Raw genomic sequence first — 21,673 nt, 5'->3', positions numbered from 1 at the left:
GCAAGGCCGTGCGCGGGGCGAGACAGATGTCCCGCCCGCTGCGCCGCGCGCCGCTACTGCGCCTGCGCGCCGCCCAGGTTCTTGCTCAGGAACGCCAGCAACTGCGTGTAATAGGCGCGCCGGTGCGGCTCGGTATAGAAGCCGTGGCCCTCGTTGGGGAAATACAACGACTCCACCGGCACCCCAGCCTTCTTCAACGCCTTCTCCATGCGCTCGGTGTGTTCGATCGGCGCACGCTCGTCCTTGCCGCCGGCGGCAAGGAACACCGGTACCCGAATCTTCGCCGCCAGATTGACCGGGGAACGTGCGCCGAGGCTGCCGCGCTCGCCCAGCCAGTCGCCGGCCCAGCTCCTGGCCCACCGCGCGCGCGCGGCCTGGTCGCGGTACATGGTCTCCAGGTCGTAGACGCCGACGTAGCCGGCCGCGCAGCGGTACAGCCCAGGTTCCTTCGCCGCGCCCATCAGCGCGGCATAGGCGCCGTAGCTGGCGCCGTAGATGCAAATCCGCTGGCTGTCCGCAATCCCCTGATCGATCGCCCAATGCGTGGCGTCGGTGAGATCGTCCTGCATGCTGCCACCCCATTGCCTGGCGCCAGCCTGGGTATAGGCGCGGCCGTAATTGCCCGAGCCGCGGTAGTTCACACGCAACACCGCATAGCCGGCGGCCGCCAGCAACTGCGCATCGTCGTCGAATTCCCAGCCATCGAAGATGCCGAACGGGCCGCCATGGGGCAGCAGCACCATCGGCAACGGCTTGCCGGCTTCGGCATTCAGCGGCAGGGTGAGATAGCCGTGCAGCGCCATGCCATCGCGCGCCTTGAAGCCGATCTCACGGCTGCGCGGCACCTTGTCGGGCGCGAACCATTCGCGCCTGCTGAACACGTGACTGGCGTGTTTGCTGGTGGTGTCGTACAGGTAGTAGTCGCCGTTGTTGCGGTCGCTCCAGACATACACCATGGCTAGCCGCCGATCGGCGGTGGCGGACGTGACGAACACCGCATCGCCATTGAAGGCCTTTTCCAGCGAGTGATACAGCCGCGCTGTCGGTGCGTTGTCGTCGAAAAACACGTTGCGCACACGGTCGCTCATGAACGACACGCCGATCGGGGTCTTGCCGTCCAGATCGCGCAGGACCCGGTACGGGTCAACCTTGTCGTCGCGGATCAGCGTCGTGGTGCGGTCGTTGCGCGGGTCCCAGGACACCACGGTGTCGGGGCCATTCGCCTGCTCCACCTGCAGATAGGCGATGCTGTCATCGGCTGAAAATCCGAGCGGGAAGCTGCGCTGGCCACTGCGCGCTTCGTCGTTCACCAACTGCCACGGGCTGGCGTCGTCGCTGCGGTAAAACAGCTTGCTGTTGTTGGCGGCATCGGCTCCCTGCGCAAAGCGCACGCGGCTGGCATGATCGGTGACGAAATCCGCGCGCGGCACTGGTACGCTGGCCACCGCAGTGCGGCGACGGTTGTAGATGTCCAGCTTTTCGACCCGGACCTTTGGATCGCTGCTCTGTTCCACCACAGAGACCAGCACCGAGCGCGGATCGCTCGACAGCGTATCCAGCATGAACACCGACGCATCCAGGCTCGACTTGAAGGTCGCGCCATTGACGTTCTCGTTGATGCCATAAGGGCTGGCGAGCAGGCGCGGATTCTTGCCGTCGGCATTCACGGCATGCAACTGGCCGATGGCCGTCGGCTGGTCGCGCGCGCCATAGCGCTCGGCCATCGATACCACGATGCGTTCGTCGTTGGCCCACCAGAAGTCGTCCACCACAGAGTCGGCCGGCCCCATGATCTTGGCCGAGACCTCCTTGTCGCTACGGCGCACTACCGCCAGCACGGTACGGTCATCCAACGGCGCGGTGACAGCGTAATAAGCACCGGTCGGCGAGATCTTCACCCGGTCGAACTGATCATGCTGGAGATACGGCGTCAGATCCAACGTCGGCGATTGCGCATGTGCGCACGTACTGCAGGCAAGCGCGAGGCCTGCCCAAACGATCCACTGTCGCATTGTCCACCCCTGTCCCCTGAGTGGCCTATGCTGCCAAGGGCGACGGACGCCGTCCAGACCCGGCTCACACGCCGCCGGGGCGACCAGACCGGACAAAGGGGCTGCGCGAAGCCACGTCGCAATGCCCTACTCCCAGAAACGACTTGCCCGCGACGCAGGGCGCCGCGGGCAGGCATCGACGTTCGATTGTCGCGGCGGACTACACCTTGCCGCGGCGGAACATCGAGATCACCGCCAGGATCAGGAACACCACGAACAGGATCCAGGCGATGTTGGTCGCCGCGCCGGCGATGCCGCTGAAACCGAGCACGGCGGCGATGATGGCGATCACGAAGAAGATGATGGCGTAATGCAGCATGGCAATATCCAGATAGTTGTCGTGCCGAATCGGCGCGGCATCATCTTCGGCAACCAACGGTCGTCAGCGGGTGACGGAGGTGTCGTGGCGCCATGAGGACGCCAGCCGCTGCAGGCCCTGCTCGATGCTTACCTGCGGCACGTAGCCGAAGTCGCGCCGCGCCGGCTCCATGCTGTACCAGTGCGGCGTGCACAACTGCTCGGCCAGGAACCGCGTCAGCGGCGGCTCGCCGCGCAGGCGCAGCAGCGGCCACAGGGTCTCGCAGGCGGCGCCGATGCGGTAGGCCGCCTTGAACGAGAGCGTCTTGGTCACCGCCGGCGCGCCGACCGCGGCGAGCAGCTTGTTGAGCAGCTCGCGCATCGGCAACGGCTCGCCGTTGGAGATGAAGTAGGCCTTGCCGGCGCAGGGCGCGCCCACCGCCAAGTGCTCGAAGGCGTCGAAGTGCGCCTGCGCGGCGTTGTCGATGTAGGTGGAATCGACCTTGTTGTCGCCGCCGCCGACCAGGCGCACGCGTCCGGCCTGCGCACGCGCGACCAGCTTGGGCAGGATCTGGTTGTCGCCCGGCCCCCAGATCAGCCGCGGGCGCAGCGCCACCACCGCCAGTTGCGCGTCGTTGGCGGCCAGCACCATGCGCTCGGCGATCGCCTTGGTCGCCGCGTACGGCGCCTGGAAGTCCTCGCCATAGGGCACCTGGTCCGCGCCCAGGCCTTCCACCGGATGGGTGGCGCGGTGGGTCACGCTCGGCGTAGAGGTGTAGACCAGACGCCCGACGCCTTGCGCGCGGCAGGCAGCCAGCACGTTCTCGGTGCCGACCACGTTGGGCTGGTAGTAGCTGTCGTAGCTGCCCCAGGCGCCGGCCTTGGCGGCATTGTGGAACACCGCATCGGCGCCGGCCAGCGCATGCTGCAGCGCCTGCGCGTCGACCAGGTCGCCCCGCACCTGGGCCACGCCCAGCGCCTGCAGTTCCGGGTAGTGGCCACGGTTGTAGCTGACCACCTGGTGCCCGCGCGCGACCAGCCCGCGGCACAGCGCCTGGCCCAGGAACCCACCACCGCCCGTCACCACGATCTTCATCGCCACCCTCCATTGTCAGGGCGGCCATTCTGCGGCCGGCCATGCTCTGCGCCAACGTCGCCCGGCTGCGCAGGCGCGCCGGTCACCAGGCCGCACGCACTCATTTGCGCTGTTCCGCGGCCCACAGCGCCAGCTTCTCGCGGCCGATCTTGGCGTTGTGGCGGATGTCGACCGGGAACCCCGGGTGGCCAAGGAAGTCGACGATGCCGGCCGTGTGCGGATGCGCGGCGGCGGTGGCGCGCAGTTGCGCGAGCAGTTCGTCCAGTTCCAGTTGGCTCGCCATCCAGGCCTTGTCGTCCAGCTCGTAGCACAGCACCGGGCGCTGCTGCCCCGGCTCGCCGATGCCGACCAGGGCGGTGCGGCCGATGCCCGGCAGTGCGTTGAAGATCGGCTCCACCTGTTCGGTGTACAGCGGCCCCTGCGCGGTTTCCACGCGCTGGGTCTTACGCCCACAGAACCACAGGCGACCCTGCGCATCGAAATAGCCGACGTCGCCCATGCGGTGCACGATGCGTTCGCTGCCGTCGTCCAGGCGTTCGCGGATCTTGGCCAGGCGCGTGGCCGCGTCGCGGTTGAAATAGGTGTCGGTGGCGGTCGGGCCGGCCACGGTGATCTCGCCGACCGTGCCCGTGGGCACTTCGCGCACGCCGCTCCACTCGGGAATCGCCGCGTCGTCGATGGCGATGATGCGCACCTCGTTGGGCGGCACCACCGTGCCGATGCAGGTACCGGCGCCGCGCTCGGTGGCCGCGCGCGTGTCCTGCAGTTCGCGGCCCTCGATCACCGCCACCGGCAGGCATTCGGTGGCGCCGTAGGGCGTCCAGAAGCGTCCGTCCTCCGGCAGCAGGCTGCGGATCCGCGCCACCACGTCCGGCGGCACCGGCGCGCCGGCCGAGGTGGCGCAGCGCACGTTGGGCAACGGCTTGCCGTAGTCGGCCAGCACCCGCATCAGCGCCGGCGACCCGAACAGCTGGGTCACGCCGAAGCGCTGCATCGCATCGTGCAGCTTGCGCGGATCGACCTTGGCCGGACGCGTCGGATCCATGTCCGGGATCACCGAGGTCAGCCCCAACGCCGGGTCGAACAGCGCGAACGGCGGGAAGGTCGGCAGGTCGATCCCGCCGGGCAGCATGTCGAAGGCATTGCGCATCAGCTCGATCTGGCCGACGAAATGCCGGTGCCGGTAGACCACGCCCTTGGGCACGCCGGTGGAGCCGCTGGTGAACAGGATCGCGGCGACGTCGTCCGCGTCCGTGTCGGCCAGTTGGCTGCCGGCGCCCTGGCCGGCGCGCTCGATCCGCGCCAGTGTGGTCCCGCCCCAGGCCCAGCGCCGGCCGACGGTGACGATCCGTTCCGCCGAGCGCGCCCAGCCGAGCAGACGCCGCGCCAGCTGCGCCAGCGGAATGCCGATGAAGGCCTCCGGCTGCGCCTCGTCGAGGCATTGCTTGAGCGCGCGCCGGTCGATGCCCGGATCGACCAGCACCGGCACCGCGCCGGCCTTGAACAGCGCGAACATCAGCAGGAAGAACTCCGGCGACGGCCGCACCATCACCACGGTGCGGGTGCCGCGGCCGATGCCATAGCTGCCCAGGCCGGCGGCGATGGCATCGCTGCGTGCGTCCAGTTGCGCGTAGCTCAGGGTCACGTCGTAGGCGGCCATGCCGCCAGCACCGGGCCGGCCGGGGCAGCGCATGGCGATCTGGTCCGGGCGCTCGCGCGCCAGCCGCGGCAGCGTGGCCGCGATGTTGCAGGTCGTGGTCATGCGCCGATTATCGCCGAAGCGCCGGGCCATGGCCGACGACCTCCCGTCGCCGGCGGCCGCGGCTGAATGCCGGCGTGCTTGCAGCGCGCTCCGGTTCGGTCAGAATGCCGCGCCCCCCACCGCTGTTCGCCGCGCAAGGCCCGGCCGCCATGTCCCATCCCTGCCTCACCTGCGGCGCCTGCTGCGCCTACTTCCGCGTCAGTTTCCACTGGAGCGAAGCCGATCCCGCGCTGGGCGGCAGGGTGCCGTCCGAACTGACCGAGCCGCTACGCACCCATGAGCGGGTGATGCGCGGCACCTCGCAGGCGCAGCCGCGCTGCATCGCCCTGGACGCGGACATCGGCCGCTACAGCCGCTGCAGCATCCACGAGCGACGGCCGTCGGTGTGCGCGGCGGTGCCGGCCTCGCTGGAATTCGGCGAACGCAGCGCGCAATGCGACAAATCGCGTCTGGCGCATGGGCTGCCGCTGCTGACCGCGGCCGACTGGGACGGCGTGGTCGAACGCAATCTGCCGGATGCCTGAGCCGCGGCGCTACTTGCATGGCCGGGATGCCGTACTAGAAGCTATGCAAATGCCTAGCCTGGTGGCATTCGGCGAGCGGCGTGACGTACGCCGCGTCCGCGCACCGCATCGACTCAGCGATGCTTCCAGGCCGTCGGCACCGGATTGGTCACGGTGTTCTTTTCCAGCGTGTAGGTGCCGTTCTGCTGGGCGATGGCCTCGCCGGTGTCGACGATGGCGTTCTGGATGAAGACGTTCTGGTTCTCGCCGCGAATGAAGGTCAACTGGTGGAAGGCGGTCTTGTTGCCCCAGTCCTCGGACGGCAGCGAGATGAAGCGGATCGTGTAGGTCTGATCGTCGAAGCTGCCCTGCAGCACGTACACGCCGTAGTGGTTTTCGCCCTGCGAGATGATCTTGTACATGCCGTTGCTGTAGTAATAGATCTCCGCATCGGGGAACGGCTTCTTGTTGTACAGCTTGCGGTAGTGCAGTACCTGCTTCCAGGTGGGCTGGCCGAAGCCGACCGTCAGCGTCTTGCCGTCCGCGGACCTCGTCAGATCCTCCGCATGCGCGCCGGGCACGCTCATCGCCATCAGCAGCATCGCCATCGCCATCGTTTTCACTCTCTGTCTCCGGTCGAATTGCGCGCAGCGTCCACTCGGTGCGCCGCGCACGTCGGCGGCGACTGTACCTAGCCGACAATGTTGCATCACGGCAATCGGTAGCAGTTTGCGTGCGCCGGTGTAGACGATCCACGACGCAGCGGCAACCCCGCTCCCACATCACCGCATGGCCATGCCCTGCTCCTGGTATGCGTGCCGATGCAGCGACAACTGCACGTCGCATCGCGTGTGCGCGTGCGTGCTCAGGACAGCGGATGCGCGTCCAGGAAGCGGCGGATCGCCGGCACCAGCACCTCGTGCTTGTCTTCCAGCACGTAGTGGTTGGCATCCTCGAAGGCCATCACCTCGGCCTGCGGCAGCGCACGTCGGAAGCCCTCCAGGAAATGATGGTCGAAGCAGATGTCGCGCAGGCCCCAGCCGATGAAGGCCGGGCGATCGGCGAACGACGGCAGCGCCTGCTCGGCCCGCGCCAGCAGCGACCAGGCCTTGTCCGCCGGCGACAGCGGGATGTCCTGCATGAAGCGGATGGTGGAGATGCGGTTTGCCCAACTGTCGTACGGCGCCACGTAGGCGCGGCGCACGTCGGCGGGCATGCGCCGCGACACGCCCAGCCACGACGCGCCGGAAGAGAACGCGTTGAAGGTGCGGATGAACCACTCGCCCATGCGCCAATGCCGGCCCATCGCGATCTGCCACGGCATCGGCTTGGCCGCCGGCAGCGGGAACGCCGCGGTATTGGTGATGACCAGGCGCCGCACCTGCGCGTGATGCGACAGCGCCCAGCCGAAGCCGATCATGCCGCCCCAATCGTGCACCGCCAGCGTCACCGGCCCATCGATGCGCAGATGCCGCAGCAGCGCGTCCAGGTCGTCCACGCGCGATTGCAGGGTGTAGTCGTAACCGGGCCGCGCACCCGGCGCATCGTCCGGCTTGTCCGATAGGCCCATGCCGATGTGGTCGGGGACGATGCAACGGTAGCGGTCCGACAGCCCGCTCACCAGCGTGCGCCACAGATAGCTCCACGACGGATTGCCGTGCAGCATCACCACCACCTCGCCCTCGCACGGGCCCTCGTCGAGATAGGACATGTGCAGCCCCGGGCGGACCTGGAAGCGCTGCGGGGTGAAGGGGTAGCCGGGGTAGTTCATGCGTCGGCGCTTCTCGGGGATAGAGACGAAGTGGAAGTTGTATCGCTCGCGACGCCTGCGCCGATGGCGAAGGCGCCGTGGCGCTTCAGCCGTCGCCCGTTGTATCGGCGCCGCGCCCGAGCAATTCGAACAGTGAAAGATTTACATAATAGTTGTTGCGACCGACCCTTCGCTTCTGCAGTACCCCGTCCTGCGCCAGGACATCAAGATACTTGGTTGCGGTCAGACGTGAGACGCCCAGGTCGCGCTGCACGAACTCCACCCGCGTGTACGGATGGTTGAACAGGTTGTTGATCAGATCCTGACTGTAGAACCGGTAGTGCTCGCGAACGCGCTGCTTGGTGTCCTGCAACAGCGCCTTGATCGCAACGATGGTGGCGACCGTCTCGGCCGCAGTGATGGCGACGGCATCGAGCATGTACAGCACCCAGTCTTCCCAGGCATCGTCTTCGCGCACCGCCTGCAGCAGTCGGTAGTACTCGGGCTTGGTCCGTACGATGTGCCGGCTGAGGTACAGCACTGGAATATCCAGCAGGCGCTCCTTCACCAGGTACAGCACGTTGAGGATGCGCCCGGTGCGGCCATTGCCGTCGTAGAACGGATGGATGCTTTCGAACTGGTGATGGATCAGCGCCATCTTCACCAGCGGATCTGCCGCGAATGGCGGCGCATCGTGGATGAAGTGCTCCAGTTCACCCATCAGGCGGACGACATCGTCGGCGCCTTGCGGCGGCTCGTAGACCACACGTCCCAGCCCGTCACGCAATGCCGTTCCCGGCAGTTTGCGAAAACCCGCGCGGTTGCATTCGAGCTGCTCCTGGACGCCGACGACCGTATTGAGTGTCAGCAACCCCGATGCCCGCACCTGATCGAATCCTGCGCGCAGTGCCTGCCGATAGCGCAACACTTCCTTGATCGCGGTGCCGGTCGCATCGGCCGGATTGTCTTCGCGGTAAAGGTCGTCCTGGGTGGTGACGATGTTTTCGATCGCCGAACTGTCCCGCGCTTCCTGCAGGGTCAGCGTGTTGATCAGAATGTTCTGGTTCGGGATGCTGGCGGCGACGCCTTTGAGCTCCGCCAGGCTGCGGCTGGCGATCGTGAGCCGTTTCAGGATCGCCGTCGTGTCGAAGCGGGCCGGATCCAGGTGCTGTAAGGCGGAGAGGGGCATCGCGGCCGCCACATGCAAAGAAAAACGGAGTTTAGATGCATTTTTGCATGAACATGCATAATTTCAGACAGAAATTATGCATGTTTGCAACATAGACATACTGCAGCGGGTGCTCCGCTTACCAGACCACCTCGGCCATCGAGCAGTTCAAGCCCGAGCCGATGCCCATCAGCGCGATGCGGTCGCCCTTCTTCAGGCGGCCCAGCTCGCGCAGCTTGCTCAGCACGATCGGCACGCTGGCCGGGCCGATGTTGCCGTGTTCGCCGAAGATGGTCATCACCTTCTTCGGGTCGATGCCGAAGTTCTTGATGAAGGCCTGGGTGTGCGGCTGGCTGACCTGGTGGATGACGTACTGGTCCAGTTCGTCCACCGCCCAGCCCAGCGCCTGGCGCGCGGCGGCGAAGGTCTTCTGCGCCAGCTTGATGCCTTCGATCAGCAACATGCGGGTATCGGTGACCATCCGGTCCAGGTTGCCCCGGCACAGGGTGTTCCACTGTGTCGCCGAGCGGGTCACGCCGCCGCGGTAGCGCGGCGCGTCCGGCACCAGTTCGGCGCGGGCCATCACCATGGCCGCGGCGCCGCAGCCCAGCGTCAGCGCGGCCAACTCGTCGCGGAACTCGTCGGCGGTCACGTCCGGCGAGGTCATCCGCTCCAGGGTCTTCTCGTACACCAGGTTGGCGGTTTCGCCGTCGACCACCAGCGCGTAGTCGATCTCGCCGCGCTCGATCATCCGCGCCGCGATGTCCATGCCGTTGATGAAGGCCAGGCAGGCGTTGGCGACGTCGAAGGTCATGCACTGCTCGCTCACGCCCAGGTTGCCCGAGACGATGCTGGCGGTGGACGGCTCCAGGTAGTCGCGGCTGACCGAGGTGTTGACCAGCAGCCCGATCTGCCCGGCCTCGATGCCGGCATCGCTCATCGCCTTGCGCGCCGCCAGCGTCGCCGCGTCGGAGGCCTGCATGTCCTGATCCCACATGCGCCGCGCGTGGATGCCGGCGATGTCGCCGAGCACGTCGGCGCGAATCCCGAGCCGGTCGTAGGTCGGCTGCAGGCGCTCGTTGATCTGCTTGGAGGTGAGCGTGTGCGGCGCATCGATGTGCGCCAGTCCCGCGATGGAGACGTTGTTGAAGAGCATCGAGGTGTACGCCAGGGTCAGGCGAGGGGGCGCCAATTCTAGCGGTTGCGGGGGTTTACCGCATCTTTAACAAATCCGCGGAAAGCGTATGGTCTGAGCGGTTCAGCGGCCGCCGCACTGGTAGGCGGTGAAGCGCTGGTCGCCGTCGACCGGGTCGCCCATCGCCTGCACGGTGTTGGCGCCCACGCCGGGGGCCTCGTTGCGGGCCAGGGTTTCCAGTTCCTCGCGCACCCGCAGCGGGTTGCGCTGGTAGAAACCGACGCTGCTCTTCACCGACACCACCACCTCGCCGCGCTTCTCGCAGCCGCTGGCGGCCTGCCCCGGGGGCAGCACCCGTACCCCCTTGCCTTCCGGCGCCATCGGCACCCAGGTGCAGCCGGCGAGCGTGGCGAGCAAGGCGAGGGCGATCGGTAGACGCATGGAATGGGCCATTGGCGGGTGAATCCGGATTGTGCCGCAAAACGCTGAATCGGCCATGACACGGCCGGCACTCCGGCTGCCGCGAGCAGCGCGCGTCGGCCGTGGCCGACGCGCGCCCAACCGGATCAGCGTCCTGCCGGCTTCGCCACCCCGCCCTGCGGCACCCCATCGGCATCGATCACCGTGACCTCGCCCAGCTTCAGCGCGCGCACCGGCGCCTCGATCTGCTTGAGGTCGCCCACCACCACCCAGGTCAGGCTGTTGGGGTCGAGCATCGACGCCGCCTCGCGCACCTGCGCCGGGGTCATCGCCTCGATCTCGGCCTTGCGCTTGAACACGTAGTCGTCGGGACGGCCGTAGCGGACGATGCCGCCGATCGCCCCCATCACCGAACTGGCGGTCTCGTAGGCGCCGGGCAGGCTCAGGGTCTGGATGTTGCGGATCCGCGCCACCTCGTCTGCCGTCGGCGGCGCCTTGCCGTTGGCGAAGGCGCTGATCTCCCTGGACATCTCCTGCAGTGCCGGAGCGGTCTTGTCGATCTGCACCGGCGCCGAGGCGGTCCACGGCCGCTGGCCGAGCGCGCTGGCCGCGCCGCTGCGCGCGCCGTAGGACCAATGCTTGTTCTCGCGCAGGTTCATGTTCAGGCGCGAGGTGAAGTCGCCACCGATCACGCCGTTGGCCATGTCGAAGCGGACCGCGGCCGGGTCGGTGGTCGGCGGCACCAACTCCGAGGCGAACAGGTTGGCCTGCACCGCGCCGGGCTGATCGATCAGGTACACGCGCGGCTTGCCCGGCCGTGCCACCGTGGCCGGGGCCGGCACCGACGGCGTCGCCCCCTCGCCCTTCCAGTCGCCGAACTGCGCGTCCAGCAGCGGCACGATCTCGCCCAGGGTGGTGTCGCCGACCACGATCAGGGTGGCGTTCTCCGGGCGTACCCAATCGCGGTGGAAGTCGACCAGGTCCTCGCGCTGCAGCGCCGCGATCGCCGGCTCGGTGCCGGTGCCGCTGAACGGGATGGCGTACGGATGGCCGGCGCCGTACAGCAGCGGCGGCAGCACCCGCATCGCCGCGCCGTTGGGCTGGGCCTTCTCCTGGCGGATGCCGGCGATCCAACTGGCGCGGATCCGCTCGATCTCGTTCGGCGCGAAACGCGGCCGCCGCAGCATGTCCGCATACAGCGCCAGCGACGGCGCCAGATTCTCCTTCAGCGCCGACAGATAGGCATTGCTGCCATCCAGCGAGGCGCCAGCGGACAGCGACGCGCCCAACGCCTCGGCCGCATCGGCGAACGCCAGCGCATCGCGGTCGCCGGCCCCTTCGTCGAGCATGCCCATGGCGAAGCTGGCCGTGCCCGGCTTGCGTCCCTGGTCGGCGCTGTACCCGCCCTTGAATTCGTAGCTGAACTGCACCACCGGCACGTCATGGCGCTCGGCCAGGATCACCGTGCTGCCGTTCTTCAGCGTGGCGCGCTGCAGCGCCGGGAACTTCAGTTGCGGGAACTGGGTGGTCTTGGGCGGGCCGGCACTGCGGTCGACCACGCTGGGCAGCGCGCTGTATTTGGAATCGACCGGCGGCGGATTCAGCGGCGCCGGCTGCACGGTCGGCTCCTCGGCCATCGCCAAACGCTCGCCCGGCTGCACCAGCAAGGTGTAGTCGCCCTTGCCCAGCCATTTGCGGCCGACCGCGGTGAGATCGCGCGGACGGGTGGAGGCGATGGTCGCCAGCGAGGTGCGGAAGCAGCCGGGGTCGCCGGTGTACACCGCGCACTCGGCCAGCACGTCGGCCTTGCCGCCGAAGCCGCCGATGCGTTCGACACCGCGGATGAAGCCGGCGCGGAAGGCGGTCTTGGCGCGCGCCAATTCGGCCTTATCCGGCCCCTTGTCCAATAGCCGGCGCACTTCCTCGTCGATCGCCGCCTCGACCTTGGCCGGGTCCACGCCCTGCTTGACCATGGCGATGATGCCGAAGCCGGAGCCGAGCTGCGACGCCCATACCGAGGCGCTGATCTGGTCGACCAGCTTGTCCTGGTGGACCAGGCGCCGGTCCAGCCGCGAGGACTTGGCGCCACCCAGCACCTGCGCCAGCAGTTGCAGGCGATCGACATCCTCGGTGCCGGTCTGCGCCACGTTCCAGACCCGGTAGATCCGCGTCTGCGGCACCTTGTCGGTCATGGTCTCGCGGCTGGACTGGCTGCGCTGGGCCACGTCGACCTTGGGCTGGGCCATGGTCGGGCCGGCCGGGATGTCGCCGAAGTAGCGCGTCACCTTCTCCTTGGCCGTGGCCAGGTCGATGTCGCCGGCCAGCACCAGCACCGCGTTGTTGGGCCCGTACCAGGTGCGGAACCACTGCTTCACGTCGGCCAGCGAGGCCGCGTTGAGGTCGTTCATCGAGCCGATGACGGTGTGGTGGTACGGGTGGCCGGGCGGGTACAGCGCGCGGCTCAGCCGGCTCCAGGCCTGCCCGTACGGCTGATTCTCGCCCTGACGCTTCTCGTTCTGCACCACCCCGCGCTGTTCGTCCAGCGCGGCCTGGTCGATGGCGCCGAGCAGGTGGCCCATGCGGTCCGACTCCATCCACAGCGCCATGTCCAGCGCGGTGGTCGGCACGGTCTCGAAATAATTGGTGCGGTCGCTGTTGGTGGTGCCGTTCTGGTCGGTGACGCCGACCTGCTTGAACGGCTCGAAGAACTCGCCGTGGTGGTTTTCGCTGCCCTGAAACATCAGGTGCTCGAACAGATGCGCGAACCCGGTGCGCCCGGCCGGCTCGTCCTTGGCGCCCACGTGGTACCAGAGGTTGACCGCCACGATCGGCGCCTTGCGATCGGTGTGCACCACCACCCGCAGCCCATTGGGCAGGGTGAATTGCTCGTAGGCGATATCCACCGACGTGGCGGCGGCGGACCTGGCCGCCGTCGAAGGCGGCGCGTAGCTCAGTGCGCCGAGCGCGGCGGACAGGGCAACGGCCAGCAGGGCGCCGCGCGGGCGTGTCGAGACAGTCATGCGGATCCTTCTTCCTTGGGGCCGGTGAAACAGCCGGTGAACGCCGATCGTACCGGGCGTACTGCACGGCGCGCATTCCGCCGTTGTCGCTGACGCCCTTTTCAACGACGTCGCAACCCCACCATCAACGGGGCGGTCGCCGCCGCCAACGGCGCCACGTGTCCGCGTCCGGCGTACGCGAGCGCCCGGGTGTCCGCCCCCGGACACTTTGATCGGAAAAATTTCCATTGAAATACAGCAACTTGGAGTTGGCACGCGGCCTGCTTACACATCTTCGAACGCAGAAGCCCATCCAACTTAGTGAATGCAAGCTTAATGAAACTGCCGAACGCAAAAAAGTTCTTGCAGCCCCTGCTTAGGTGTACTACATTACTACCACACCACTGATCAACAACACCAACGAGGCCCGCCATGAAAACCACCACCCTGCTCCTGACCGCCGCCATCGCCGCCCTGTTCGCCGCGCCGTCCTTCGCCGCCGCGCAGATCACCACCCTGGAGACCGTGCAGGTGCGCCCGTCGGCCGACCAGATCGCCCAGCGCAACGTCGAGCAGACCAGCGGCATCGCCACCCTGGCGGCGGTGCAGGTGCGCCCCTCCGCCGAGCAGATCGCCCAGCGCGACGCCGAACTGTCCAGCGGCATCACCACCCTGGCCGCGGTGCAGGTGCGCCCGTCGGCCGAGCAGGTCGCCGAACGCAACTTCGCGCAGGCCGCCGGCCAGCATGTGGTGACCCTGGCCACCGTGCAGGTGCGTCCGGATGCGGACATGGGCAGCATGCTGGCGATCGGCGACGTGGTCGGCGAGACGCTGGACACCGCGATGCTGCAGCTGCAGCCGAGTCTGCAGAAGCTGGGCCAGGACATGGCGGTCGGCCTGATGCGCTGAATCGGCAGCAAGGCCTCCGCGCCGGCGCGTACACTGCGCCGATGATCGCGACCCCAACGCTGCACGTTCTGCTTTACCAGCCCGAGATTCCGCCCAACACGGGCAACGTCATTCGCCTCTGCGCCAATACCGGCGCGCAACTGCACCTGATCGAGCCGCTGGGCTTCGAGCTCGGCGACCGTCAGCTCAAGCGCGCCGGCCTGGACTATCACGAATACGCTCGACTGCAGGTCCACGCGTCGCTGGAAGCGGCCCTGCAGGCCATCGCGCCGCGCCGTCTGTTCGCCCTCAGCACCCGCAGCAGCACCCGCTACGACACGCCCGCCTTCGCCGACGGCGACGCCTTCCTGTTCGGCCCGGAAACCCGCGGCCTGCCGGACACCGTGCTGGAACAGGTGCCCGATGAGCAGCGCCTGCGCCTGCCGATGCAGCCGCACAACCGCAGCCTCAACCTGTCCAACGCGGTCGCGGTGGTGGTGTTCGATGCGTGGCGACAACTGGGTTTTCCCGGCGCCGAGTGAGCGCGTGGCGCGCAGCGCCCGGCAACGCCATCGAGGCTCTATCGCTGTATCGCCAATCCGACCTGCGTTGCGGCACTGCAGGCGTCAGGACAGATCGTGCAGGTCCTTGCCCAGCGGCGGCCCCAGCCGCCAATCGGAGAAACGGACGCTCAGGCCCTCGCGTTCCGGCGTGCACGTCATCGGGCCGACGAGGTAAGAGGACGCCACCGGGAACGGGCACAGCCGCACCAGCGGCCAGAACTCGCCGTCGCGCGAGACCTGCAGGCGCAGCACGCCCTTGTCCACGGTGGCACGCATCCAGAAATCCGACGCGTCCGCTTCGTACGGACCGGTAGCCCAGTCCGAACGGCCGTCGGTCAATACGCTGCTGAGCATCGGCCGCCCATCGCTCAGTTCGATCCCGGCCTTGACCCAGCGGCGCTCGTCGACCCGCACCATGAGGCCGGCTTGGTCGTAGAGCTGCTCGAACTTGCCGCGCACGCGCACCTGGCAGGTAAAGCGCGCGGGCGCGGCGATGCCGAGGAAGTGCCCGCTGTCGCGGGTGAACCCGTAGTGGGTTTCGCGCCAGAAATCGCTGCCCTTGTCGGTGACCACGTCGAGCACGCCGCCCGGCAGGATCCGATGCACCTTGGGCGCATTGAGCCAGGTGCCGGCCTCCCAGCCGGCGGGCGCGGCGGCGTGCACCCCGGTGGCCAGCACCACGCCACCAGCGGCGAGCCCGCCCACGGTCGCCCGGCGCCCGATATCCACGTCCCGCTCTCCGCCTTTGGCCATCGCGCCGCTCCTCACGTCGTTGGTTGCGAGGCGCCATCGCGGCGATGGCCTTCGTCGACCTCATCGGCGAATTTGTACATCCGTACCAATTGAGGCGTCAACCGCGACCTGCGATCATCGGCCTTGGTCGAGACAGCGTTGGACAGGCATGAGCGGCAGGACCTGGCGCCAGGATCCGCATCGGAAGGAAGCGATCGAGCAGGCCGCGCTGCGGGTGATCCTGGACCACGGCGTCGCCGGCACCACCTTCCGCAAGGTGGCTGCGGAGGCCGGTGTTCCGCTGAGCGCCACCACCTATTACTTCGGTTCGATGCACGACCTGCTGGTGGCCGCGTTCACACGGTTTTCCCAGGAGGTATCCACCGACTTCGCCGCCGAAATCCGCGCCGCGCAGACCCACGCGCAGGCATTGGACGCGGTGGTGAACATCATCTTCGCCGAGGGAACGGCGTCGCCGCGGGTGCTGCTGCTGAGCTACGAACTGTATGCCTTCGCCCGCCGGCACCCGGCGCTGACCGCGATCATGCAGCAGTGGATGGCCAGGAGCCGGGCCGCGCTGGAAACGCATTTCTCCGCCGCCGCATCCGCCGCCATCGACGCCTTCATCGAAGGCGCCACGATCCACCGCTCGGTGGTCCCCATGGACAGGCAGCGCGTCCGCGCGGCGATCGAGACGCTCGCCGCGCTGTAGCGTGCCGACCGCACGCGCGGTCGGCATCACCATCTGCGCTGACGGCCGTGAATTCCTGGCTGCCTGAAATGCGACGGAACGCATCCCGACTGGGGCGAGCGCCATCAGGTGTACATCCCGGCACCATGATGCGCACGTCGTGCGGTCACGATGCACCGAATGTGGCGTCATGGCACGCTTGTGCTGAGGAGACTTCGCGCATGCGCGTTCGAGTACTCCCAGCACGTGGTCGCATGTCTGGCCAGGGAGCTTTCAATCTCCTGTCGGCTGTTCGCGCGGATGAGCAATGAAGGGGCGACCCGGATCGCGCCCGCGCAACGCAGGCGCCGCACGATAGCCGCGCAGGAACAACTCGACTGCATCGTCCACCCAACTGGCCTGGCGCCACTGTGCAACCGGCGCCGCGCCTGTGAGCAGCGCACGCAGCGCTGGCGCACCGACGACCAACCCGAAGAACTGGGCGGACGCATGCGCTACATCGGCGATCGCCAGAGTGCCGCGCCCGTGCTCGGTGCGCAGGAAACGCTGCATCGCGCAGTCGTAGCGGGCGTAGCACAGATCCCAGTGACCGCCGGTGCGCTGCGGCAGGAACTGGTTTGGTACGAGCATGCGATGCGAGGCCTGCAGCAGCGGGCCCGTCGCTATATCCATCAGGTCGTGCGCGACCGCGGCCAGCCGTCGGCGGAGCGGCGCCCGGCTGGCGAGCAAGGCGTCCCATCGATCCGGCAACTCGTCCAGCATCGCCGCAAGGATGGCGCGAAACAGCGCGTCCTTGTTGCCGAAATGCGCGTAGACGGTCGCCTTGGACACAGCCGCGCAGATGGCGATGGCATCCATCGTGGTGGTGTCGAAGCCGTCGCGGAAAAACAGCCGCCGGGCTGCGTCCAGGATCGCGGCGTGCTTTTCGTGGGTCGCGCCGCGCTCGCCACGCCGTCGCACCCGTGTCGCTGCGGCCACCTGCCGAGGCACCGTCAGCGCTCCGTCGAGGCCGTCGCGTCCGTGGGCGCGGCCATCTCCACCCAGCCGCCGCCCAGCGCCTTGTAGAAGGTCACCAGATTGGTGAAACGCGACAGCCGCGTGCTGATCAGCGCCTGCTCGGCGCTGTACAGCGTGCGCTGCGCATCCAGCGTGCCGAGGTAGCTGTCCACACCTCGCTCGAAGCGCGCCTGCGACAGCCGGTAGCTGTCGGCCGACGCGTCCACCAGCGCCTGCTGCGCCTGCAGCTGGCGGCCCAGCGTACTGCGCTCGGCGAGCGCATCTGAGACCTCGCGGAACGCGGTCTGGATCGCCTTTTCGTAATTGGCCACGTCGATGTCGCGCTGCACCTTGGCGACATCGAGGTTGGCGCGGTTTCGGCCGCCGTCGAAGATCGGCAACGCGATGCTCGGCGCGAAACTCCAACTGCCAGAACCGCCCTTGAACAGCCCGGACAGGCCGGCGCTGGCGCTGCCGGCCGAAGCGGTCAGGCTGATGCTGGGATAGAACGCGGCACGCGCGGCGCCGATATTGGCATTGGCCGCCTGCAGGGTGCGCTCGGCCTGCAGGATATCCGGGCGACGCTGCAGCAGTTCGGACGGCAAGCCGGCCGGAATGCCGGCCAGCACGTTGTCATCGGCGCTGGCGCTGTCGGGCAGTGCGGTTGGCAGCAACTCGCCCGGCACCTCCGTGCCGAGCAGCAGACGCAACGCATTGCGATCCTGCGCCACCTGTGCGGTATAGCGCTCCACGTCCACCCGCGCGCTTTCCACCGTGGTCTGCGCCTGCCGCAAGGTCAGCGCCGAGGCTGAGCCAAGCTCGAAGCTGCGCTGTTGCAGCCGATAGCTCTCGCTCTGGCTGGTCAGTGTGTCGTGCGCCAGGCGCAGCAGATCCTGGTCGGCAGCCAGGGTGAGATAGGCCGTGGCGACCTGCGCAATCAGGCTGATGTGGGTACTGCGCTGCGCCTCGGTGGTGGCCAGGTATTGCTGCAACGCCTGTTCTTTGAGGCTGCGCACGCGGCCGAACAGGTCCAGTTCGTAGGCGCTGATACCCAACGTGGCGCTGTCGCTGTGCGCCACCAGCGGGCGTGCGGTGCCGGACAGATCGGCCGGAGTGCGCGAGCCGCTGCCGCTGCCGGCCAGGTCCACCCCCGGCGCCAGGTCGGCGCGCTGCACGCGGTACTGCGCCCAGGCCTGGTCGATATTGAGCGCGGCCACGCGCAGGTCGCGGTTGTTGTCCAGCGCCAGCTCGATCACCTGCTGCAGCTTCGGATCGGTGAACACTGCACGCCAGCCGATGTCGGCGACGGGAATCGCGCCAGTCCCTGCGTCGCTGTCGGCGGCGGCGCCGTCGAACTGCGACGGCACGGGTGCGGCAGGTCGCTCGTAGGCCGGCATCAGGCTGCAGCCGGCGAGCAATGCGGACACGGGCAGCGCCAGCGGGGTCGGCAGGAAACGGGGCATGTCAGGCTCCTTCCGCGACGTGCGCGGCGGGCGGATCGTCGGACATGCCGGCGCGCCGCTTGAACAGGCCGCATACCAGCACGAAGAACAGCGGCACGAAGAAGATCGCCAACACCGTGCCCGACAGCATGCCGCCGATCACCGCGGTCCCAAGCGCGTGCTGGGCGCCGGCGCCGGCGCCGCTGCCCAGCACCATCGGTACCACGCCGAGGATGAACGCCATCGAGGTCATCAGGATGGGCCGCAGGCGCATCCGCACCGCTTCCAGTGCAGCCTGGATCAGGCTCTTGCCGCCTTCGTGCAGCTCGCGGGCGAACTCCACGATCAGGATCGCGTTCTTCGACGCCAGGCCAATCGTGGTCAACAGCCCGACCTGAAAGTACACATCGTTCATCTTCCAGGTCAGCACCGCACCGAGCAGCGCACCGAACACGCCCAGCGGCACCACCAGGATCACCGCGAACGGAATCGACCAGCTTTCGTACAACGCGGCCAGGCATAGGAACACCATCAGGATCGAAAGCGAGTACAACAGGCCGGTATGGCCGCTGGACGCCTTTTCCTGCCGTGACAGCCCGGTCCACTCGTAGCCGATGCCCGGCGGCAACTTGGCCGCCGCGGCCTCGACGATGGCCAGGGCCTGGCCACTGGACGCCGCACCAGGCTTGGCCATGCCCAGGATCTCCACCGACGGTACGCTGTTGTAGCGTTCCAGCCGCGGCGAGCCCATGATCCAACTGGCCTTGGCGAAGGAATTGAATGCGACCATGGCGCCGGCGCTGTTGCGCACGTACCAGCGGTCGATATCCTCCGGCAGCATGCGGTAGCGGGCGTCGGCCTGCAGCATCACCTTCTTGACTCGGCCCTTGTCGATGAAGTCGTTGACATAGGTGCTGCCCCAGGCGCTGGAGAAGGCACTGTTGATGTCGGAGATCGACAGGCCCATCGCCTCGGCCTTGTGCGGATCGATGTCCAGCTTGAACTCAGGCGTGTCCTCCTGCCCGTTCGGGCGCACCGCGACCAGCCGGTGGTCTTGCGACAGCTCCGCCAGCAGCTGGTTGCGCGCCTGCATCAAGGCCTCGTGTCCGAGGTTGGCGCGGTCCTGCAGCATCAGGTCGAAGCCGGTGGCGTTGCCCAGTTCCGACACCGCCGGCGGCGCGAACGCGAACACCTTCGCGTCGCGGATCCCGGCGAAGAACCTGCCTGCCTTGGCCACCACCGCGGTTACGCTCTGGTCCTTCCGGGTACGCTCGTCCCAGGCTCTCAGCTTGACGAAGGCGAAGCCCACATTCTGGCCGTTGCCGGCGAAGCTGAAGCCGTTGACGGCGAACACACCGGAGACCGAGTCCTTCTCATCGACCAGGAAGTGATGCTCGACCTGGCGGATCACCGCATCGGTGCGCACCGCAGTGGCGCCGGGCGGCAACTGGATCAGCACGAACAGCGAGCCTTGATCTTCGTCGGGCAGGAATCCGACCGGCAGCTTCATAAAGCCGACCACCACCAGCGCCAACACCACCGCATAGCCGATCATGTAGCGCCAGCCCTTGCCCAACATGTGCCGCACGATGCCCTGGTAGCGGCCGTTGCCGCGGTCAAACATGCGGTTGAACCAGCCGAAGAAGCCAGTGGTGGCCATGCCGTGCTGCTTGGCCGGCTTGAGCAAGGTGGCGCACAGCGCCGGGGTCAGCACCATCGCCACCAGCACCGACAGCGTCATCGCCGCGACGATGGTGATCGAGAACTGGCGATAGATGACGCCGGTGGAACCGCCGAAGAACGCCATCGGCACGAACACCGCGGCCAACACCAGGGCCACACCGACCAGTGCGCCGGAGATCTGCCCCATCGACTTGCGCGTGGCTTCCTTCGGCGGCAAATGGTCCTCGCTCATCACCCGCTCGACGTTCTCCACCACCACGATCGCATCGTCCACCAGCAGACCGATCGCCAGCACCATCGCGAACATGGTCAGCGTGTTGATGGTGAAGCCGCATACGGCGAGCACGCCGAAGGTGCCCAGCAGTACCACCGGCACGGCGATGGTCGGGATCAGCGTGGCGCGGAAGTTCTGCAGGAACAGGTACATCACCAGGAACACCAGCACCACCGCCTCGACCAGCGTACGCACCACCTCTTCGATCGAGATGCGCACGAACGGGGTGGTGTCGTACGGCTTCTGCACCTTCATGCCTGGCGGGAAGAACTTCTCCTGCTCGGCGAGGCTTGCGTCGATCGCCTTGACCGTGTCCAGCGCATTAGCGCCTGTGGCAAGCTTGATCGCCAGGCCGGCGGCGGGCTTGCCGTTGTAGCGGCCGGCGCTGTTGTAACTCTCCCTGCCCAGTTCGATCCTGGCCACGTCGCGCAGACGCACCTGCGAGCCATCGGACTGCGTGCGCAGCAGGATGTCCTCGAACTCGGCGGCGGTCTTCAACCGCGTCTGCGCGGTGATGGTGGCATTGAGCTGCTGGTTGGCGGCCGCCGGCAAGGCGCCAAGCTGGCCGGCCGACACCTGCGCGTTCTGCGCCTGCACCGCGGTCTTCACATCCAGCGGAGTCAGGCCGAAGTTGTTGAGCTTGTTGGGATCGAGCCAGATCCGCATCGCATACTGCGAGCCGAACAAGGTGGTGTCGCCGACACCCTGGACGCGGCTGATCGTTTCCTGCACGTTCGCGGCGACGTAGTCGGACAGGTCGGCCGCGCTCATGCTGCCGTCTTCGGAGGTGAAGGCCAGCACGTTGAGGAAGTTGGTCACCGACTTGGCCACCGTGACGCCCTGCTGCTGCACCTCTTGCGGCAGTAGCGGCGTGGCCAGCGACAGCTTGTTCTGCACCTGCACCTGTGCGGTGTCCGGATCGGTGCCGTTGTCGAAGGTCAGGGTAATGGTCACCTGGCCGATGGACTCGCTGGTGGAAGCCATGTAGCTCAGGTGGTCCAGGCCCTTCATCTTCTGCTCGATCACCTGGGTGACGGTGTCCTCCAGGGTCTTGGCCGAGGCGCCCGGGTAGGTGGCGGTGATCGCGACCGCGGGCGGCGCGATGCTCGGATACTGCGCGATGGGCAGGGTGAGCACGGAGAGGATGCCGGCCAGCATCACGACGATGGCCAGCACCCAGGCGAAGATCGGACGATCGATGAAGAAGCGTGCCATGACGGTCC

At 67.5% G+C, this 21,673-nt stretch carries 18 protein-coding genes; 4 read left to right on the top strand and 14 right to left on the bottom strand.

The window, feature by feature from the left end:
• Window positions 1–53: 53 nt before the first annotated feature.
• From AC1PLR_RS01230 to oleC, 4 genes are all read right to left on the bottom strand, one after another.
• Window positions 54–2,012 (bottom strand): alpha/beta hydrolase family protein, encoded by a 1,959-nt coding sequence (locus AC1PLR_RS01230; protein ID WP_481103509.1) that lies wholly within the window; start codon window positions 2,010–2,012, stop codon window positions 54–56.
• 199 nt (window positions 2,013–2,211) lie between these two features.
• Window positions 2,212–2,370 (bottom strand): DUF1328 domain-containing protein, encoded by a 159-nt coding sequence (locus AC1PLR_RS01225; RefSeq protein WP_003468167.1) that lies wholly within the window; start codon window positions 2,368–2,370, stop codon window positions 2,212–2,214.
• 63 nt (window positions 2,371–2,433) lie between these two features.
• Window positions 2,434–3,444, bottom strand: coding sequence for a 2-alkyl-3-oxoalkanoate reductase (oleD, locus tag AC1PLR_RS01220; RefSeq protein WP_481102397.1), 1,011 nt, complete (start codon window positions 3,442–3,444; stop codon window positions 2,434–2,436).
• A gap of 100 nt (window positions 3,445–3,544) precedes the next feature.
• Window positions 3,545–5,206 (bottom strand): olefin beta-lactone synthetase, encoded by a 1,662-nt coding sequence (oleC, locus tag AC1PLR_RS01215; RefSeq protein WP_481102396.1) that lies wholly within the window; start codon window positions 5,204–5,206, stop codon window positions 3,545–3,547.
• A gap of 149 nt (window positions 5,207–5,355) precedes the next feature.
• Between oleC and AC1PLR_RS01210 the strand changes: the two genes are divergently transcribed.
• The gene (locus tag AC1PLR_RS01210; protein WP_481102395.1) at window positions 5,356–5,730 is read left to right on the top strand and encodes a YkgJ family cysteine cluster protein; all 375 of its coding nucleotides are present in this window, start codon (window positions 5,356–5,358) and stop codon (window positions 5,728–5,730) included.
• A 113-nt stretch (window positions 5,731–5,843) separates the two neighbouring features.
• Here the strand turns inward: AC1PLR_RS01210 and AC1PLR_RS01205 are convergent, their stop codons facing one another.
• From AC1PLR_RS01205 to AC1PLR_RS01180, 6 genes are all read right to left on the bottom strand, one after another.
• Window positions 5,844–6,323, bottom strand: coding sequence for a hypothetical protein (locus AC1PLR_RS01205; protein ID WP_481103508.1), 480 nt, complete (start codon window positions 6,321–6,323; stop codon window positions 5,844–5,846).
• Between the two features lie 251 nt (window positions 6,324–6,574).
• On the bottom strand, window positions 6,575–7,480 hold the full coding sequence (locus tag AC1PLR_RS01200) for an alpha/beta fold hydrolase (RefSeq protein WP_481102394.1): 906 nt from the start codon (window positions 7,478–7,480) through the stop codon (window positions 6,575–6,577).
• 85 nt (window positions 7,481–7,565) lie between these two features.
• Window positions 7,566–8,648, bottom strand: coding sequence for a Fic family protein (locus AC1PLR_RS01195; protein WP_481102393.1), 1,083 nt, complete (start codon window positions 8,646–8,648; stop codon window positions 7,566–7,568).
• A gap of 118 nt (window positions 8,649–8,766) precedes the next feature.
• Window positions 8,767–9,783: a 3-oxoacyl-ACP synthase III gene (locus AC1PLR_RS01190; RefSeq protein WP_010340070.1), complete on the bottom strand. Its 1,017-nt coding sequence runs from the start codon at window positions 9,781–9,783 to the stop codon at window positions 8,767–8,769.
• Between the two features lie 102 nt (window positions 9,784–9,885).
• A complete protein-coding gene (locus tag AC1PLR_RS01185) occupies window positions 9,886–10,203 on the bottom strand; it encodes a DUF4156 domain-containing protein (RefSeq protein WP_019800624.1) in 318 nt (105 codons plus the stop codon).
• Between the two features lie 125 nt (window positions 10,204–10,328).
• Window positions 10,329–13,202: a M16 family metallopeptidase gene (locus AC1PLR_RS01180; protein ID WP_481102392.1), complete on the bottom strand. Its 2,874-nt coding sequence runs from the start codon at window positions 13,200–13,202 to the stop codon at window positions 10,329–10,331.
• 411 nt (window positions 13,203–13,613) lie between these two features.
• Between AC1PLR_RS01180 and AC1PLR_RS01175 the strand changes: the two genes are divergently transcribed.
• Entirely contained in the window at window positions 13,614–14,090 is a 477-nt protein-coding gene (locus tag AC1PLR_RS01175; RefSeq protein WP_481102391.1) for a hypothetical protein, read from the top strand.
• A gap of 41 nt (window positions 14,091–14,131) precedes the next feature.
• Window positions 14,132–14,611 (top strand): tRNA (uridine(34)/cytosine(34)/5-carboxymethylaminomethyluridine(34)-2'-O)-methyltransferase TrmL, encoded by a 480-nt coding sequence (trmL, locus tag AC1PLR_RS01170; protein ID WP_481102390.1) that lies wholly within the window; start codon window positions 14,132–14,134, stop codon window positions 14,609–14,611.
• Between the two features lie 84 nt (window positions 14,612–14,695).
• Here the strand turns inward: trmL and AC1PLR_RS01165 are convergent, their stop codons facing one another.
• A complete protein-coding gene (locus AC1PLR_RS01165; protein ID WP_481102389.1) occupies window positions 14,696–15,385 on the bottom strand; it encodes a DUF1349 domain-containing protein in 690 nt (229 codons plus the stop codon).
• A gap of 148 nt (window positions 15,386–15,533) precedes the next feature.
• On the opposite strand from AC1PLR_RS01165, the gene AC1PLR_RS01160 reads away from it, so the two are divergent.
• Window positions 15,534–16,076 (top strand): TetR/AcrR family transcriptional regulator, encoded by a 543-nt coding sequence (locus tag AC1PLR_RS01160; RefSeq protein WP_481102388.1) that lies wholly within the window; start codon window positions 15,534–15,536, stop codon window positions 16,074–16,076.
• 252 nt (window positions 16,077–16,328) lie between these two features.
• On the opposite strand, the gene AC1PLR_RS01155 is transcribed toward AC1PLR_RS01160, so the two are convergent.
• The 3 genes from AC1PLR_RS01155 to AC1PLR_RS01145 all read right to left on the bottom strand — a co-directional run bounded on the left by AC1PLR_RS01155 (window position 16,329) and on the right by AC1PLR_RS01145 (window position 21,665).
• Complete coding sequence (locus AC1PLR_RS01155) at window positions 16,329–16,913, bottom strand: TetR/AcrR family transcriptional regulator (RefSeq protein WP_481102387.1); 585 nt, start codon at window positions 16,911–16,913, stop codon at window positions 16,329–16,331.
• A 134-nt stretch (window positions 16,914–17,047) separates the two neighbouring features.
• A complete protein-coding gene (gene adeC, locus AC1PLR_RS01150; RefSeq protein ID WP_481102386.1) occupies window positions 17,048–18,514 on the bottom strand; it encodes an AdeC/AdeK/OprM family multidrug efflux complex outer membrane factor in 1,467 nt (488 codons plus the stop codon).
• A 1-nt stretch (window position 18,515) separates the two neighbouring features.
• Entirely contained in the window at window positions 18,516–21,665 is a 3,150-nt protein-coding gene (locus tag AC1PLR_RS01145; protein ID WP_481102385.1) for an efflux RND transporter permease subunit, read from the bottom strand.
• Window positions 21,666–21,673: the final 8 nt, after the last annotated feature.

The sequence above is a fragment of the Xanthomonas sp. NCPPB 3570 genome (genome assembly GCF_056725115.1).
The sequence above is the reverse complement of the archived record's forward strand: the minus strand, read 5'-3'. Positions and strand labels throughout refer to the sequence as shown.